This is a genomic window from Vibrio sp. OPT24 (genome assembly GCF_015163545.1).
Taxonomy (GTDB): Bacteria; Pseudomonadota; Gammaproteobacteria; order Enterobacterales; family Vibrionaceae; genus Vibrio; species Vibrio cyclitrophicus.
Genome location: NZ_JADDYI010000053.1, coordinates 108,674 through 127,817, shown reverse-complemented (window position 1 = coordinate 127,817; position 19,144 = coordinate 108,674). Strand labels below are relative to the sequence as shown.

Annotated in this window: 3 protein-coding genes; 2 read left to right on the top strand and 1 reads right to left on the bottom strand. The window is 46.3% G+C overall.

Annotated elements, in window-relative coordinates:
* Window positions 1-13: 13 nt before the first annotated feature.
* Window positions 14-17,239 carry a tandem-95 repeat protein gene (locus IQO02_RS14280; protein WP_102282495.1) on the bottom strand — a complete coding sequence of 5,742 codons (17,226 nt, stop codon included), beginning with the start codon at window positions 17,237-17,239 and terminating at the stop codon, window positions 14-16.
* Window positions 17,240-17,425: 186 nt separating this feature from the next.
* Here IQO02_RS14280 and IQO02_RS14275 point away from each other — a divergent pair, with 186 nt between their 5' ends.
* On the top strand, window positions 17,426-17,788 hold the full coding sequence (locus IQO02_RS14275) for a hypothetical protein (RefSeq protein WP_016768822.1): 363 nt from the start codon (window positions 17,426-17,428) through the stop codon (window positions 17,786-17,788).
* Window positions 17,789-17,791: 3 nt separating this feature from the next.
* A complete protein-coding gene (locus IQO02_RS14270) occupies window positions 17,792-19,141 on the top strand; it encodes an HlyD family type I secretion periplasmic adaptor subunit (protein ID WP_102282496.1) in 1,350 nt (449 codons plus the stop codon).
* The last annotated feature ends 3 nt before the right edge of the window (window positions 19,142-19,144 follow it).

Here is a 19,144-nt window from a genome sequence, read left to right as displayed (position 1 = left end):
TGAACTCATTGGGTTAAATTTGGCTTTGGTCTAAGTCGTTGCCTTGATCAGTTCCAGTTTGAGAATCTGAATCGAAGCTGCCAGAATCGTCGGTGAAGTCAATACCTTGCTCTTGACCACCTGAACTTGTCCAGTCGCTGCCGCCAGACTCCATACCTGCCATGTCCGGTTGCTGTTCTTGCGTCGAACCTTGCATGGTGTATTGATCGTCGATCTCAACTTCAACAGAACCGCTTGCACCGTCTATTGAGCTACCCAAATCATCGTAACCTTGGAATTGCACCTCGCTAGTCCCTTCATAACCCTCAGGAAGTTCTACGGATACAGGCTGATCTAGGTTGCCACTGATTGTGAAGCTACCATCACCGTTATCCAGTGCGTTGCTCACAGTAGCGCCTTCAGGTAAGCCAGACATATCAGCGTAATCAACCGATTCGTTACCACTCACCTCATCTGGAACCGAGATAGAAATAGTATCGCCCGGTGCCGCTGTAACATCAGCCACGCTGTTCTCGACTTCAGTTTCAACATCTTGAACTTGGTCAACAGTTTGCTGAACCACATCTAGTTGTTGCTCTTCTGTTACTTGAGCAGCTTGAACTGGTGGTTCATCACTTTGTGCTGAGTTATCGGCTACTTGGATGCTTAAGCTGTGGCTTGATACTTCGCTGCCATCGTTGACTTCAACATTCATCGCTAAATTGCCATCGAAGTCTTCGTTTGGCCAGTATGTCCACTGACCTTCGCCTGATTCAGCGAAGAAGCCTGCATCATTCGCGTCGGCAACATCAGCAACTTGTGCAGAATCACTCACACCTAACTCATCCACCAGCTGTGACTCTGTGATGATTAATGAACCATCACCCGCTAAGACATAGCCTTCGCTTAGGGCTAATTCTTCGGCGTCTTGTATATCAACATTGAAGAAGCTTTCGATACGGTTTTCGCCATCGGTCGCTATAAATCCAACTTGAACATCGCCGGTGTAGTCTTCAGCCGGTGTGAATTGATAGTTACCTTGGTTATCGCTCTCAATTACGCCCTGACCTTCCATCAAGCTTACTGACTCAATGCTCAAGCTATCGCCTTCTGCATCGATCAGGTTCGCTAACATGTCTTCATCAGTGAACGACAAGGTTGTATCCGCTGCTATTTCAGTGGTTGTGATGCTGTTAATTTCTGGTGCTGCATTCTCTCGCGAGTCACCTTCTTTCACGACTACGCCAGTTTGCTCATCATGAAGCACGCCGTCTTTATCAATCACGTAAGCAATGTCTGCTTCGCCAGTAAAACCTGATGCTGGCGTGAACGTCCAGGTGCCATCGCCATTATCGACAATCTCACCTTGGCTTCGGTCTGCTAGATGAACCAGTTTCACTTCATCATCGCTATCAGCATTCACATTCTCAGCTAAACCGATTAGGTCATCAGCGGTTAGGATGATGGAATCACCCGCTAGGGTTTCGAAATCACCTGAATCGATGCCATCTTCGAACGCTTCTGGTTCATCTCCGTAATCAACCGTTGTTGCGCTAACCGTTACGAAGAACTCACCATGGAAGTCTTCAGGAGGCGTCATTTGAATGTTTGAGATATCCCAATCGAACAGGTCGATGTATTGACCCGGCTCGGTGATCATCACGGTATTTACACCATCCGTCACCTCAAATCCAACCGGAAAACCTGTCATCACCAAGTTACTGAGTGTTTCTGAATCATCGACTAAGCCAACGTTCAATCCTAAGTGACCCGTTTCATCTTCACCGAAGACTAATGGACCGTCATGGTCAGTTGAAATAACCGCACCATCTGCGGCAGGACGTACGTACACAGGAACATCGAGAACCGTTTCGAACTCACCGTCACTTACGACAACTTGTAGGTCTGAAACGCCTGCAAAGTCACCCGTTGGTGTGAATGTCCAAGTACCATCGCCGTTGTCTGTTACTTCTCCGCCATCTTCACCGTCTGCGGTGATGATGCGTGAAACCACAAGGTCAGCGGTATCAATGTCACCGAACAAGTTCATCAAGTCGCCAGCATCAAAGGTGAACGCGCCATCTTCGTTTGTGGTCATCATTGCGTTGCCGACGTTAAATGGTGCGTCGTTAACCGGAATGACATCCACATTAAGCGAGCCATCAACCACTTCTTCACCATCAGTTGCTTGATAACCCAGTTCTACCAAGCCATTGAAGTCTTGAGTAGTCACTAAGTGATACATGCCATCTGGCTGCTGAGTTAAGGTCGCATTGGCTGGAGCACGAACCGTGATGCTTTCGATGCTGATCTCGTCACCATCAAGGTCTGTGACTTGATCCGCGATGTAAGCAGGGTCAATCACCATGACCACATCTTCTTCGCCTTGCATCTCAATCATTGGCGCTTCAGGTGCATCATTCACTGGCGTGACATCGATGTTACCGTCGACTGAAATTGTCTCTTGGCCATCACTAACGTTAAACGTCATTGGCACATCGCCATTGAAATTTTCGTTTGGCGTAAATGACCAAGTACCATCTTCGTTGTCTAACAACTCACCCAAGCTAGGATCGATTTGTAGACCAGAAGCTGACAGCTCGTCTGCGGTGTTATCGATGTCGGTAGCTTGAGCTAACAACATATCTTGTGTGATAAGAATGGTGCTGTCTTCGGCTGTGGTTAGTTCCACTTCCTCAGATTCTGGTCCATCGTTCACAGCCAGAACTTCGATACCTGCCGTTGTTGTTGCAGTCGCACCGTCGTCATCGGTCACGACCACATCTAAGCTGATATCACCGTTAAAGTTCTCACTCGGCGTGAAGGTCACAGACCCGTTATCGTTTTGAACCAAGGAGCCGTCAGAGCCTGAATAAGTCACGCTTTCAAGCGACACTTCACCATCAACGTCTGAGCTATTAGCAATCAACTGCTCAGGGCTCAATGTGATGGTGCCATCTTCGTTCATTTGGTAAGACGTTGCGCCTGCCACTGGTGCATCGTTAACGTCTGTTACCGTTACGTCGATGTTTGCATCAACCGTCTCTGTACCGTCAGATACTGAGAAGTCCAGACTTACTTCACCGTTGAAGTTTTCGTTTGGAGCAAAGGTGTAAGTGCCATCGCCATTGTCGGTAAACACACCCTCTGCGCCAGTGTAAGACACATCAGCAACTGAAAGCTCATCACCATCAATATCAGAAGCACCCGCTAGCAGTTGCTCGTCTGTAAAGGTAAGTGAACCATCTTCTTCAATGGTGTAAGCGACATCTTCTACAACCGCGATGTCATTCACTGGATTCACAGTAAGGTCGGCCGTTGCAACAACCGTTTCAGTACCATCAGAAAGGTCGAAGCTAAGGTCAATATCACCATTAAAGTCGGCATCCGGTGTAATAGTAAATGAACCATCATCGTTTGCCGTAACGGTAGCGTTATCACCCGCGGTTAGATTAGCCGCGGTAAGATCATCGCCGTCCAAATCCGATGCTTGAGCAAGCAGTTGTTCTTGGCTTAGCGTGATTGAACCATCTTCATCGACTGAGTAAGCCAAGTCACCTGATACTGGTGCGTCGTTGACTGCGATTACATCAATACCCGCAGTAGTTTGAGCCGTTGCACCGTCGTCATCAATAACCGTCACATCAAGGTTGATGTTGCCGTTAAAGTTTTCATTTGCTGCGAAGCTGTAAGTGCCATCACCATTGTCAGTGAAGATACCGTCCGCGCCAGAGTAGGAAACGTCGCTAACGGATACATCACCTTCAATGTCTGAGCTGTTCGCAATAAGCTGCGCTTCAGAGATGGTAATCACGTTATCTTCGTCAACGCTGTAGGTCGTTGAACCTGCAACTGGCAAGTCATTAACAGCAATGACGTCGATACCTGCAGTTGTTTCAGCAGTTGCGCCATCTTCATCCATTACAGAGACATCAAGACTGATATCACCGTTAAAGTTTTCGTTTGGAGCAAAGGTGTAAGTACCATCACCATTATCAGTGAACACACCATCGGTGCTGCTGTAGCTGACATCGCTGACAAACACTTCCCCTTCAACATCTGAACTGTTCGCCAGTAGTTGCGTATCGCTTAGGGTAATGCTGCCATCTTCTTCAACACTGTAAGCAGTGGTTCCAGCAACCGGTACGTCATTAATTGGGACAACTTGCACATCAATGTTTGCCGATACAACATCGGTACCGTCACTGACATCGTAAGTTAGGTCAACGTTACCATTGAAGTTCTCGTTTGGAGCAAAGGTATAAGTACCATCGCCATTATCCGTGAACACACCGTCGGTACCTTCGTAATTAACCGATTCGACAGAAAGGTTCTCGCCATCAATATCCGTTGCACCAGCCAATAGCTGTTCATCAGTAAAGATCAACGACCCATCTTCATTAATGGTGTAGTCGTGGTCGTAAATAACAGAAAGGTCGTTAACGGCTGTAACGGTGACGTCTAGTTCTGCTGGAGTAACACCACCGTTGCCATCGTCCACGTTATAGCTAATCGAGAATTCACCGTTGAAGTTCTCTTCAGGAGTGATGGTGTAAGTGCCGTCACCATTGTCAGTGATAAGCGCGTTCTCAATTGAGACGTCTCCAACACTTGGTTCGTTACCACCCGTTTCACCAGAGTCTCCATCTTCATCACCCGTTAGCAACTCAGAGATATTAATGCCGTTTTCATTCGCGAGCGCTTCTTCAGCCGTTGGCAAATCAAACGCATTCTCGCTGCCTACATCTTGGCTTGGAACTACAACACCATTAACGATATCAAACACATGCCAATGCTCACCCGTTGGATTGTCAGGCAAGTCTGGAGTAAAGGTCTCAACCAAAGTATCGCCAACAAACACCTGAACCTGCACATCTTCAACACCATCTACATCCCAACTTCTGTTGGTGTAGTTGTGTACTGAATAGTGCATGTCAGCATCTTGATAATTTGGAATAGTGATGGTTTCAGGGCCACCGCCATTTGTGTCATCAACATCTTGTTGGACGACATTGCCTTCACCAAGGTCGTGGCTCATATCGCGGTAATAGATATGGTCTAACTCATTTCCATTCTCTGTATCGTAAAGCCATAGGTGATTATCCATATCACGAGGGCTCTCACCCCAGGTCACGACGATACGCATATCTGTTTCTTCAAGGACTTCAGATATTGCGGTTACGCCACCATTGGTATCTTCACCTGCTGGTATAAGGAAGCTGCTAGTAATAGAGCCTTCTTGTTCAATAGTTACGGTACCTTGGTCAACAACTGGACCACTCACAGAGTAGTGACCAAATTGGTCTGTCACCGTAGTGTATGAGTGACCGGCGTTATCGGTCATTGTGACGTCTGCACCAACGACTGGGCTACCCGTTTCAGCATCCAGCACCGTACCGGTTACGGTCGTTTCATCGCCCTGCTCTCCGATAATTGCGGTCATGTCATCGTCTTCGATGTCAGTCGCGAATTGTAGGAGTTCTTCTTGAGTAATGGTGTACGAACCATCTTCTTCAATGGTTATCGCAACATCAGCAGAAACAATTGGCGCATCATTAACTGGATCAACCGTCAAACCTAAGTTAGCCGCAATCGGTGTGTCACCATCGCTGATACTGTAAGCCACATCGATGTAGCCATTGAAGTTTTCGCTTGGAGTGATCGAGAATGTGCCATCGCCATTATCGACAATCGTTGCATCATCTCCCACCAAGGTTAAGTCGGAAGCGACAAGATCACCACCTTCAATATCAGCGGCATTCGCAAGTAGTTGCTCCTGCGTGATCGTGATGACATTATCTTCATCAACGTTCGCGTAAACATCAGATGTCGTTGGCAAGTCATTAACTGGGTTTACCGTCAGATCGGCGTTTGCCACAATTGACTCTGTACCATCCGAAATATCAAAGCTTAGGTCGATATCGCCATTGAAGTTCGCATCTGGCGTTACCGTAAAGGTGCCATCACCATTATCAACAACGGTTGCATTATCGCCCGCACTTAGGTTGCTTGCCGTAAGCTCATCACCATCCACATCAGAAGCTTGAGACAGCAATTGCTCTTGATTCAGAATAATCGAGCCATCTTCATCAATGCTGTACGCCAAGTCGCCCGATACTGGTGGATCGTTAATTGGCAAAACATCAATACTTGTGCTGGTGGCAACTGTCGCACCGTCTTCATCTGTCACCACTACATCGAGGCTCACATCACCGTCGAAGTTTGCATTCGGTGCAAAGCTGAATGTGCCGTTACCGTTGTCAGTAAAGATACCGTCAGCGCCTGTATAGTTAACGCTATCAATCGCCACTTCACCTTCGATATCAGAAGCGTTCGCCAACAGTTGCTCGGCACTGATGGTGATAACTTCGTCTTCGTTGACAGAGTAACTGGTTGAACCCGCGACTGGTGGATCATTCACCTCAAGAACAGTAACTCCAGCTGTCGTTGCTTCAGTTGCACCGTCTTCATCGGTCACAACAACATCTAGACTCACTTCGCCATTGAAATTTTCGTTTGGCGAGAAGGTATATGTACCGTTACCGTTGTCTTCGAATACACCATCGGCACCGCTGTAAGCCACACTATCAATCGCAAACTCACCTTCAATATCTGAAGAGTTCGCTAGCAATTGTTCGTTACTGATCGTGATGGAGTTATCTTCATGAACCGTGTAAGACGTGCTGCCCGCCACTGGTGGATCGTTCACCTCAAGTACACTAATACCCGCGGTGGTTGCTTCAGTTGCGCCCTCTTCATCGGTAACGACAACATCAAGGCTAACTTCGCCGTTGAAGTTTTCATTTGGCGAGAAAGTATACGTACCGTTACCGTTGTCTTCCAAGACACCATCGGCACCTGTGTAAGCCACACTGTCAATCGCGACCTCACCTTCAATATCTGAAGAGTTGGCAAGTAACTGTTCATCACTGATAGTAATTGAGTTGTCTTCATGAACCGTGTAAGACGTGCTACCCGCAACAGGTGGATCGTTCTCTGGTGTCACGCTCACATCAATATTGGCTTGAACCGTATCGGTACCATCTGATACATCAAAACTGAAGTTCACATCACCATTGAAGTCCTCGTTTGGCGCAAAGCTGTAGCTTCCGTCGCCATTGTCAGTAAGAACACCGTCGGCGCCAGTGTAAGTCACACCTTCAACCGATAGGTCATCCCCATCGATGTCTGTCGCACCTGTTAGCAAGTCTTCGTCAGTGAAGCTCAAGACGCCATCTTCACCAATACTGAAGGCTTGATCTTGTGGTTGTGGTAAGTCATTAACCGGGTTAACAGTTAAGTCAGCGGTAGCAACAAGTGTGTCTACCCCGTCGTTGATGTCGAACGTTAGGTCAATATCACCGTTGAAGTTCGCATCTGGTGTGATGGTAAAGCTACCGTCATCGTTAGCGGTAACCGTCGCATCACCATCAACCATTAGGTTGGAAGCGGTTAAGTCATCACCGTCTACATCATTCGCTTGAGATAGAAGTTGCTCTTGGCTCAAGGTAATCGAACCGTCTTCCTCAACGCTGTATGCCAAGTCTCCTGATACTGGAACATCATTGATTGGTAAGACATCAACCGTAATATGAGTATCAACTTGAGCGCCGTCTTCATCTTGAATGGTCACATCTAACTGTACTTGGCCGTTGAAGTTTTCATTCGGTGCAAAGCTACATGTGCCGTCACCATTGATGGAGAAGATGCCGTCAGGGCCATCGTAGTTAATCTCGACGAGTTGTACATCACCTTCGATATCAGATGCGTTCAATAGAACTTGAGTCTCATTGAAGGTCAGTACAGAATCTTCATCGATAGTGTATGACGTTGGACCAGCCACAGGAGGGTCGTTTACCTCAAGGACTGTAATACCCGCGGTAGTCGATACGGCAGCATCATCTTCATCAACCACGACAACATCTAGGCTAATTTCGCCGTTAAAGTTTTCGTTTGGAGAGAAGGTATAAGTACCGTTGCCGTTGATTTCCAACACACCGTCACTGCCACTGTAGGTGACGCTATCAATTGCCACCTCCCCTTCAATATCCGAAGAGTTCGCTAATAGCTGTTCGTTACTGATCGTAATGGAGTTGTCTTCATGAACGGTGTAAGACGTGCTACCCGCCACTGGAGGATCATTCTCTGGCGTCACGCTGACATCAATGTTAGCAGTTACCGTATCGGTACCATCTGATACATTGAACGATAAGTTCACATCGCCATTGAAGTTTTCGTTTGGCGCAAAACTATATGTGCCATCGCCGTTATCTGTGAGAACACCGTCTGCGCCAGTGTAAGTCACACCTTCAACACTTAGGTCGTCCCCTTCAATGTCCGTTGCACCCGTTAATAGGTCTTGGTCATTGAACGTTAACACACCGTCTTCACCAACTGTGAACGCTTGGTCTTGCGCTTCTGGACCATCATTCACTGGTGAAACGGTTAACTCAAGATTGGTAGAGACAACATCATCACCATCCGATACATCAAATGTGAAGTTAACATCGCCATTGAAGTCAGCATCTGGCGTTAATGTGTAAGTACCATCACCGTTATCGGTAATCGTAACGCTCTCATCATCAGTTGCTAAATTCAGAGCGGTCAGCTGGTCGCCATCGAGATCACGAGCATTAGCTAACAAGTCTTCTTGCGTAATGATGATAGAACCATCTTCTTCCACAGTTGCAGCAACAGGAAGTGCTTCAGGTGCATGTTCAATGTGGGCGCCTGTCGCGTTAATGTAGATGGTTTGAGAGACCGTTTCAGAATCATCATTCGATAGCTCTGTTGCGGTTGCGGTTACATGAACTTCAAGCTGCTCGTTGAAGTCTTCTGGTAACTGGATTTGTAGCGCATTTTCGATTGCCGTTGTTGGTAAGTTCACCGTACCAACAGGGCCAACCGTCACTTCACCGCTGTAGATTTGGCTGTTCACTTCACCCACATCGATTGTGAAGTTGAAGTCCGTGTAGTCAGCGTCACCACCGCCATACAAATCTTCAAAGCCGTAAACCAGCTCGCCGTCTTCATTAACCGTCGTACGAGTATGTTCGATACCATCTTGGTTTAGCTGAGAGCTTGAACCACCATGGAAGATCGCGTCACCGTTCTGCCCTTGCACTACGGTTTCGGTTCCATCTGCAGCAACAAAGACAAGTTGAGGATCAACCGTGTCCATGTTCGCTGGTGAACCATCCGCTGCACGGAACTCGTACTGACCGTCTTGCATCGCGTCAAAGTCATTGTGTTGATGTCCGTTTGGAATCAAGAACAAGTTGAAACTCTCACCTTCCTCGACTTGGAAGCTGAACTGATCTTGCCCAGGAACAAGGTCACCACCGCCATCAACTTGTGATGCGTTTTCATAAACGACTTCAACACCCGTGATGTTACCGTCTTCGTCAACTTTGTAGTAACCCGCGGTGTTTTGGTAACCTGCGGTTTCACCTTCAAACGTTACAGTGATTTCAGTATCGTTGTAACTGGTGATACCGTTATCTTGGTCATTCAGAACGCCTTCGTTATCGTATTGGATGACAGAACCTTCCGGCACACCATCAACCGTTACAGTCAGTGTTTCTGATAGATCTTGGTCGACAAGCGCCGCTGCAATGTTCAGTTCAACAATGCCGCCAGGCTCAACCAAAATAGCTTCATCATCAACGTTAACGCCGTCGCCATCGGTAATCACAAGATCTGGCGCATCCGCGACCGCTTCAATATGAACGTTTAGGTCTTGCTCTACTTCAGTTGTGCCATCGGTAACCGTAAAGCTGAACTGTAGGTCACCACTAAAGTGCTCTTCAGGAACAAAGCTGAACGTGCCATCGCCGTTATCGGTGACTGTGCCTTCATCGCCAGAATAATTGATACTGGTAACGCTTAAGTCATCACCATCAATATCAATCGCACCACTCAACAGATCTTCTTGAGTGAACAGGATGCTGCCATCCTCTTCAATGTGATACATGCCTGGAGCAACAATTGGAATGTCATTCACCGGATTAACGGTCAATGTCATGTCATTAGATGTGCTTAGCTCTCCGTCACTTACCTCATAAGTAAATGCAATATCACCGTTGAAGTTTTCAGAAGGTGTTACTGTGTAAGTACCGTCACCATTGTCTACAATGCTGGCATTTGGATCATTGGTTTCCAGCGCACTCGCAAACAGCTCATCACCATCTTGATCGCTCGCGCTTTCCAACAACATCTCTTGTGTAACGAGAATTGAACCATCTTCGTCGACATCTGCAACCATTGGCGTCGCTTCTGGCGTGTCATTGACGAACTCAACTTTTAGGTCAATGTTTGCAGCCACCACGTCGGTGCCGTCACTCACATCAAACGTTAAGTCAACATTGCCGAAGAAACCCTGCTCTGGCGTTAATGTGTATGTACCGTCACCGTTGTCCGTGACTTCTACCGTGTCGCTCGCGCTAGTCACATTCACAACAGACAGCTCATCGCCTTCAACGTCTGTCGCTTGTGCTAATAGTTCAGCTTCGGTAATGGTGATTGCTTGACCATCTTCCGTTGTGAAAGACATGTCTGGAACGTCTGGCGCATCGTTGATTGGATTTACGATCAGGTTAAGATCGGCTGCCACTGTCTCAATTGCGTCAGTGACATCGTAAGTGAACTCAATCTCACCAAAGAAGTCTGCACTTGGTGTGATTGTGAAGCTACCGTCTGAGTTTTCTACAATAACCGCATTTGGATCGTTGGTCGCAAAGTTAACCGCTTCAAGGTTGTCACCATCGACATCGGTTGCATTCGCCAACAAGTCCTCTTGCGTAATGGTGATTGAACCATCTTCATCAACCGCCGCTTCAATTGGGCCGCTAACTTCAGGGCCTTCGTTGACAATTTCAACGTCGACTGTTGCAATGCTTGGCGCGCTTGCTTGACCATCACTGATATCGAAGGTCAGATTCACTTCACCAGAGAAGTTCTCTGCAGGCTCGAAGGTGAAGGTATTATCACCGTTATCCGTTAAGGTACCTTGCGTTTGGTCTGCAAGTAGTAGGTTTTCAACATGAAGAATGTCACCATCAACATCGGTCGCACCAGACAATAGGTCTTTCGCTTCGATGATCATGGAGCCGTTTTCAAGCATTTGGGTGTGTAGCGGCTCACCTGGAACAGGAATATCGTTGACTGGTATAACTGTTAGATCTAGGTGCGTTGCTACTTCATCGGTGCCATCGAAGACTTTGTAATCGATGTCGATTTCACCATTGAAGTTTTCATTCGGCATGAAGGTAAACGTGCCATCGCCGTTGTCGACCAAGTCACCGTGATCACCACCGTAAGTGATGTCAGAAATAGACAGCGTATCGCCTTCCACATCTGTAGTGTTCGCCAATAAATCATCAGCACTGAAAGTAATACCTTGGTCTTCGTCTGTCGATAGCACCATTGGACCAGAAACGATTGGTGCATCATTCACCGACTCGAAGTTAATGTTAATGATGTTGTCGTCGGTCAATTCACCATCGGTAACTTGATAACCCAGTTCGATTTCACCATGGAAGTTTTCATCCGGTGTTACCGTCCAAGTACCATCACCATTATCAGTCAGTGTTGCATGCTCTGAGTTTTCACCCACCAGCTCTAGATTTTGAATATCAAGGTCGTCGCCATCAATATCAGAGGCTTGTGCCAGTAACTGTTCTTCTGTAATCACAACAGAAGCAAACTGAGCAGAACCTTCCGTATCGATAGTGATATTTGGAAGATCAGCCGTTAGCTCGATTTCGTTGTCACCCGCATGGATGTTCAACTCAACCGTTTCAGTGATTTCAGAACCGTCTACACCAATCGAAGTAAACACGGCTTCATCATGACAGGTTTGTGACACTGTCATGTTTTGAACGACGTAAGTACCATTTCCTTGTACCGTACCGAGTTCAAAGTAAGACACAGGTTCAGAGACGGTAAGCGTGTAATCAGTCTCGTAACCACCACGATCTTCTTTGTGGTAAGTCATCGAGTCAATTAGGTCGCCATCCTCATTGAATGCTTTGATTTCTACTTCTGTAAAGTGACGTGAATCTTCCATGAACCAACCACCTAAACCATCTAGGTGGAAACTGATTTCGTTGATGTCTTGGCCTTCAACTGAAACAGTCAGTTTTTCATCACCACTCAGCCCTTGGCGATCGGTATCACCAAGGCCGTGACCAATGTGTGTGTTACCATTCCAAGCGCCAAGTGGATCATCGTTACTTTGAACCGTTACCGTTAAGTCGCCATCCGAGAACTCACGCGTGTATGGGTCTACTTCTGTGCCCCAATCGTCTACGCTCGCATTATCGTCGAAGGTACCAATTTGCGTGGTATGTGTTCCTTCAGCCAGAGCACCCTCACTTGGAACAAAGCGTACTTCTGTATCAGCAGGCACTTCTTGTCCGACTTCCAGTACTACCCACTCATTGTCAAGATTTGCTTCGATGATGCCGTTTTCTGGTGCTTGATCCAGGCGTAGTGCCGGCTCTTCACGAAGCGTCACACCAACCGTTTGATCTTCTTGTGCTTGAATGAAGATTTCTTCGCCCGCTTCTGGCGCATCATTAACTGGGTTAACCGTTAAGTCGAGTGTGGTTAGAACTTCATTGTCACCATCACTGATGCTGTATGTAAAGTCCAACTCGCCATTGAAGTTCTCTGTGTGCGTGATGGTGAATGAACCATCGTCATTAGTAACAATTGTTGCGTCTGGATCGTTGGTTTGTAAGTTAGATGCCGTTAACTCATCACCTTCAACGTCAGTTGCATTCGCAAGTAACTGCTCTTGAGTAATGGTAATTGAATTATCTTCGTCTACCTCAGCCTGAATGCCCGAAGTTTCAGGTCCATCATTCACAGCAATAACATCGATGCCAGCGGTTGTTGTTGCGGTTGCACCGGCTTCATCAACGACAACTACGTCTAGTGAAATATCACCATCGAAGTTTTCATTTGGCGTAAAGGTGTAAGTACCATTACCGTTATCAACAAACGAACCGTCGTCACCAGCGTAAGTCACGCTCGATAGAGCAACGTCACCTTCAACATCGGAAGAGTTCGCTAATAACTGCTCATCACTGATCGTGATTTGGCCATCTTCTTGAACTGTATAAGACGTTGAACCTGCGACTGGAGGATCGTTCTCTGGCGTTACGCTGACATCAATAACAGCAGCCGTTGAGCCTGTGCCATCAGAAACATCGAATGAGAATTGAACCTCACCATTGAAGTTCTCGTTTGGAGCAAAGCTGTATGTGCCGTCACCATTGTCACTAAGAACGCCGTCTGCGCCAGTGTAGAGCACGTTTTCAATCGACAGTTCATCACCATCAATATCTGATGCTCCTGCGAGTAGGTCTGCGTCTGTAAAGAGTAGTGTGCCGTCTTCTTCAATTGAGAACTGTTGATCTTGCGCTTGTGGCAAGTCATTCAGCGGATTCACGGTAATGTCTAGGCCAACTTGAACTGAACCACCGTCGTTATCGATGATATCGAAGCTCAAGTCTAAGTCGCCGTTATAATCAGCGTCTGGTGTAATCGTATAGCTACCATCGTCGTTTTGTTGGATGGTCGCATTTTCATCGGTCGACAGGTTAATAGCTTCTAGGTTTTCGCTATCAATATCACCCGCTCGAGCTAGCAATTGATCCTGGCTCAGAGTGATCGAGCTATCTTCATTAATGGTATAAGCCAAGTCACCAGAAGTCGGTGGATCGTTGATTGGTAGTACATCAACATTAATATGAGTATCAACCGTTGCGCCGTCTTCATCTTTAATGGTCACACCCAGTTGAACTTGACCATTAAAGTTTTCATTGGGTGCAAAGCTACATGTACCATCACCATTTACGATAAAGATACCGTCCGAGCCATCGTAATTGATGCCAACTAGCTCTACACCGCCCTCAACGTCAGAGGCATTCACTAAAATCTGAGATTCGCTGAATGTAAGAACAGAATCTTCATCAATGGTGTAAGACGTTGGACCTGCAACCGGTGGGTCATTCACTTCTAGAACGGTAATGCCCGCGGTGGTTTCATCAATCGAACCATCTTCATCAGCAACAATCACGTCAAGGCTAATATCACCACTGAAGTTTTCATTAGGAAGGAAGGTATAACTGCCGTCACCGTTGTCTTGGAACACACCATCTGTGCCGCTGTAGGTCACGCTATCAATCGATACCGCGCCTTCAACGTCAGATGAATTTACTAACAATTGCTCATCAGAAATAGTAATGGTATTGTCTTCGTTCACCATATATGAGGTAGAACCCGCAACTGGCGGATCGTTCTCAGGCGTGACGCTAACGTCAATGTTGGCGCTGACTGTTTCTGTACCATCAGACACATCGAAACTGAAGTTCACATCACCATTGAAGTTTTCATTTGGCGCAAAGGTATAAGTACCATCACCGTGGTCGGTCAGTACGCCATCGCCACCTGTATAGCTAATACCTTCTACGGTTAGGTCATCACCATCAATATCGCTCGCACCAGTCAATAGATCGGCATCAGTAAATTGCAGCGTACCGTCTTCTTCAATACTGAATTGTTGGTCTTGAGGAGCGGGTAAATCGTTAACTGGATTAACAGTAAGATCTGCAGTTGCTTGAACCGTGTCAGTACCATCATTGAGGTTGAATTGAATATCAATGTCACCATTGAAGTTCGCATCTGGTGTAATGGTAAAACTACCATCATCATTAGCGGTTACTGTCGCGCTACCATCAACCGTTAGGTCGCTCGCAGTTAGATCTTGGCCTTCAACATCAGACGCCTGAGACAGCAACTGTTCTTGGCTCAATGTGATTGAACCATCTTCGTTAACGTTGTACGCCAAGTCACCCGATACTGGCGCATCATTAATTGGCAGAACATCAACATTGATGACAGTATCAACTTCTGCACCATCTTCATCACGAATAGTCACATCAAGCTGAACTTGGCCATTAAAGTTCTCATTCGGAGCGAAGCTGCAAGTACCATCGCCATTAACCGAGAAGATACCATCTGGGCCATCGTAGCTAATACCAACAAGCTCAACGTCCCCTTCAACATCAGAAGCATTAAGTAGCACTTGCGATTCATTGAATGTCAGTACTGAGTCTTCATCAATGGTGTAAGACGTTGGGCCTGCAACTGGCGGATCGTTCACTTCAAGAACGGTAATTCCAGCGGTTGTGGCATCGGTTGCACCTTCTTCATCAGTGACAACTACATCCAGTGCTATTTCACCGCTGAAATTCTCGTTTGGCGAGAAGGTATAAGTACCGTTACCGTTGATTTCAAGGACACCATCACTACCAGAGTAAGTCACGCTGTCTATGGATACATCACCTTCAATATCTGAAGATGTTGCCAATAGTTGTGCATCAGAAATGGTAATCGAATTATCTTCATTCACCGTGTAAGACGTTGAACCCGCGACTGGCGGATCGTTCTCAGGAGTCACGCTAACATCAATGTTTGCAGATACGGTATCGGTACCATCAGACACATCGAAGCTAAAGTTAACCTCACCATTAAAGTTTTCATTTGGCGCAAAACTGTATGAGCCGTCACCATGGTCTGTCAGTACCCCATCAGTCCCTTCATAACTGATGCCTTCAACCGTTAAATCATCACCCTCAATATCGGTTGCGCCTGTAAGCAGATCCGCGTCAGTGAACTGAAGAGTACCGTCTTCTGCAATACTGAATTGTTGATCTTGAGGGACTGGTAAATCATTAACGGGGTTAACCGTTAAGTCTGCAGAAGCTTGAACTGTGTTGGTGCCATCTGAGATATCAAAGCTGATATCGATGTCGCCATTGAAGTTCTCATCGGGCGTGATGGTAAAACTGCCATCATCATTCTGAGTAACTGTTGCATCACCGCCAACTGTTAGGCTGCTAGCCGTTAGGTCATCACCTTCAACATCTGATGCTTGCGATAAAAGCTGCTCTTGGCTTAAACGAATCGAACCGTCTTCGTCCACTGAGTAAGCAAGGTCACCCGATACTGGCGCATCATCAACCGCCGTTACACTCACATCGATGTTTGCGGACACCGTATCAGTCCCGTCAGACACATCGAAGCCGAAGTTTACGTCACCATTGAAGTTCTCATTCGGAGCAAAGGTGTAAGTACCATTACCGTTATCAGTAAGAATACCGTCGCCGCCATCGTAGGTCACACCTTCAACAGTCAGGTTATCACCTTCAATGTCTGTCGCGCCTGTTAATAGGTCTGCATCGGTGAAGATGAGTGTGCCGTCTTCTTCTATTTCAAAGGTTTTATCTTCTGGTACAGGCGCGTCATTAATAGGACGAACCGTTAAATCAATTGCGCTGCTTACGGTATCTTGGCCGTCGCTGATATCAAAAGTTAGATCAAGTTCGCCGTTAAAATCTGCAGAAGGAACAACCGTGAAAGTGCCATCACCATTATCTTGAACCGTTGCATCTGCGCCGACTTGAACGTTAGAAGCAACCAGTTCATCTCCATCAACATCACTTGCGTATTCGAGTAATTGTTCTTGAGTGAATGTTATGGAGCCATCTTCATCCATGATGTATGCCAGGTCTTGTTCTACTTCTGGCGCATCATTTTCACTTTCTACTTGGATTTTGAACGTTTCGCTTACTGTTTCAGAATCAAAGTCATCCTCTACTTCACTGATGCTCTCTTCATCAGAAGCTTGAACATCAACTGCAAACGTCTCTTCTATCGTTTGTGAATCTAAATCGTCATTAGCTTGTTGCTCACCAGAATCAGAAGAATCAGCGTTAAGCGAAGCAGATGTTGTTGCTGCTTGACCTTGCCCTTCATTACCTTCCGCATCTGTCCCACCGTCAGAAGACGTGCTTTCTCCACCACCTACAGCTTGAGCCCCTGCTCCTGAGCCGCCACTCCCAGCTGTGGCACCATCTGTGCCTGTCTCTGTTGCTGCACCATCAACCACGTTAGATTGAGCAGCATCTGAATCACTACTGCTTTCTGTTGTTTCTTCTTGAACAGCCGCGCCAGAAGCAGAGGCATCTTCAGCATTGCCTGCACCACTCGGGTTATCTTCTAAAGCCTGGTTTATTTCGTCTGCCGCATCCGTATTTTCAGCACCCGTCGCTACCGTCGACGCAATCGTATTTTGTTGATTTTGTTGATTCTGCTGTTGGGAGGGCGTACCCGCGTCGTTCGTGTCCGTCTGTTCTACCGCGTCATTGAGATCTTCATTTTGGTTGTTTTGGTTATTTTCGCCTGCCATTACAGCCTCCGTTGCTACTAGCTAACTGATCGTATTTAGAGGCATTAAAGGACACCATTTTGGAAAACCAAGTTTTTATACAACTTTTTTCATATTTTTGTTTTTATACATAAAGAATCAAAAAAAATTTGAAAACTGCTTTTAAAGATCCTTAGTTATTGTGATTAAAGCAATTAAGGCAGTGGAATGATGATAGACATGACGAATTTGTTGCGTTCAATCGACAACAACCACAAAGGGCTGCAATTGCTGTTAGGCGACTTTTATAAGAACTTCTCGGACGCACCAATGAACATAGAGACACTTCATAAAGGGAATCGTTTTGACGAACTCAACAACTACTCTAAAAAATTGAAGACCATCTTAACGTTGTTATGTGACCAAGACCTGCCGCCAAAAATGGCTAAGCTAGAACATTTGAGCAAACACGAGTTCCCTGCACCGGAAGCGCTTTTAGAGGATGTAAAAACTGAACTACAAAACGTCAATCGACAAATCAATCACTTGCTGGATATTAAGGAAGTGGTCGATGACAAGTCATCGAGGTAGGTCATGAGTAATAACCAAATAGAGCACCACCTTAGAAAAGCACTCGTTTCTAATAACGAGGCTTCGAAGGTGACGGCAGATGACACCATCGTACTTGCGAGTGCCATGACCAGCGTTCATAAAACCTTGCTCATCATCTTCCTGCTCGCTTTGGTCGCTATCGCCGTGGCGTCACAGGCGCGCATTGACATTGTCGTTTCTGTGCGTGGTGAGCTGCTGTTGGAATCTGACGTTGAGAAGGTTCAACACTTAGAAGGCGGCATTTTAGAAGAGCTGTTAGTCAGAAAAGGTGAAGTTGTATATGAAGGTCAACCTATTGCCCGAATCCGCTCACTCGACCGCAACACCCAACTCGATACCGTGAACACCGAAATCATTCAGTTGGAACTCGACAAGATTCGTTATGAAAGCTTGCGCGACATGATCGAACCAAACTTTGCATCTTATATCGAAAAATATCCAGAACAAGTCCAAGTCAACATGAACACTTGGCAACAAGAATTTTCCAAAAACCGTTCAAACGAAGAGCTCATCACTCACGATATTAAGCACAAGAACTCGTTAATTCGTTCAATGCTAAAGCGTCGCAAAAGTTCAGAAAATCAACTATCTCTAATACGCAAACAGCTCAACATCAAAAACACGCTCTATAAAGAAGAGATGGCGTCTTATGTCGATGTTCTCAACATGAAAGTACAAGAGTCCAATATGGTACGTGAGATTGAGAACCTTGACGAGTCGGTCATGAACGAACGTTTTCAGCTCGACAAACTCGAGAAACAACATCGAGATTTGGTTGAGAACCGTAACTCCGAGTACCAAGCGCAAATCATTCAGGCCAATAAAGATCTCAAACTGAAACGGATCCTACAACCGCAGCATTACGACAAGGTTGACCGCTTAATCGTCTACTCGCCAGTTGATGGTGTGGTCGACAAACTGCACTTCAATTTCCGTTCAGCTGTGATTCCGCCAGGCGAGAGTATCGCAGATATTGCCCCAATAAATAATTCGCTACACGGTGAAGCGAAGATCCCGCGTAAAGACATGGGGTTTGTTGAAATTGGCCAAGCGGTGAAAGTAAAAATGGATACTTATAACTTCGCAAAATATGGATTTGTTGAGGGAACCATCGCCTCAATCAGCCGTTCATCCTATGAAGAAGAAGATGCTGAATTCTATTTGGCAGAGATTGAGATTGATCGAAACTTTCTTGAACGAGGAGGCACTCAATACAAGTTATCGCCTTATATGGAATTTACCGCCGATGTAAAAACAGGCTCGCGTCGCGTGATCGAATACGCAGCGAAACCTGTGATGTCTGCCATCGAAGATGCATTCGATGAGAGGTAATCA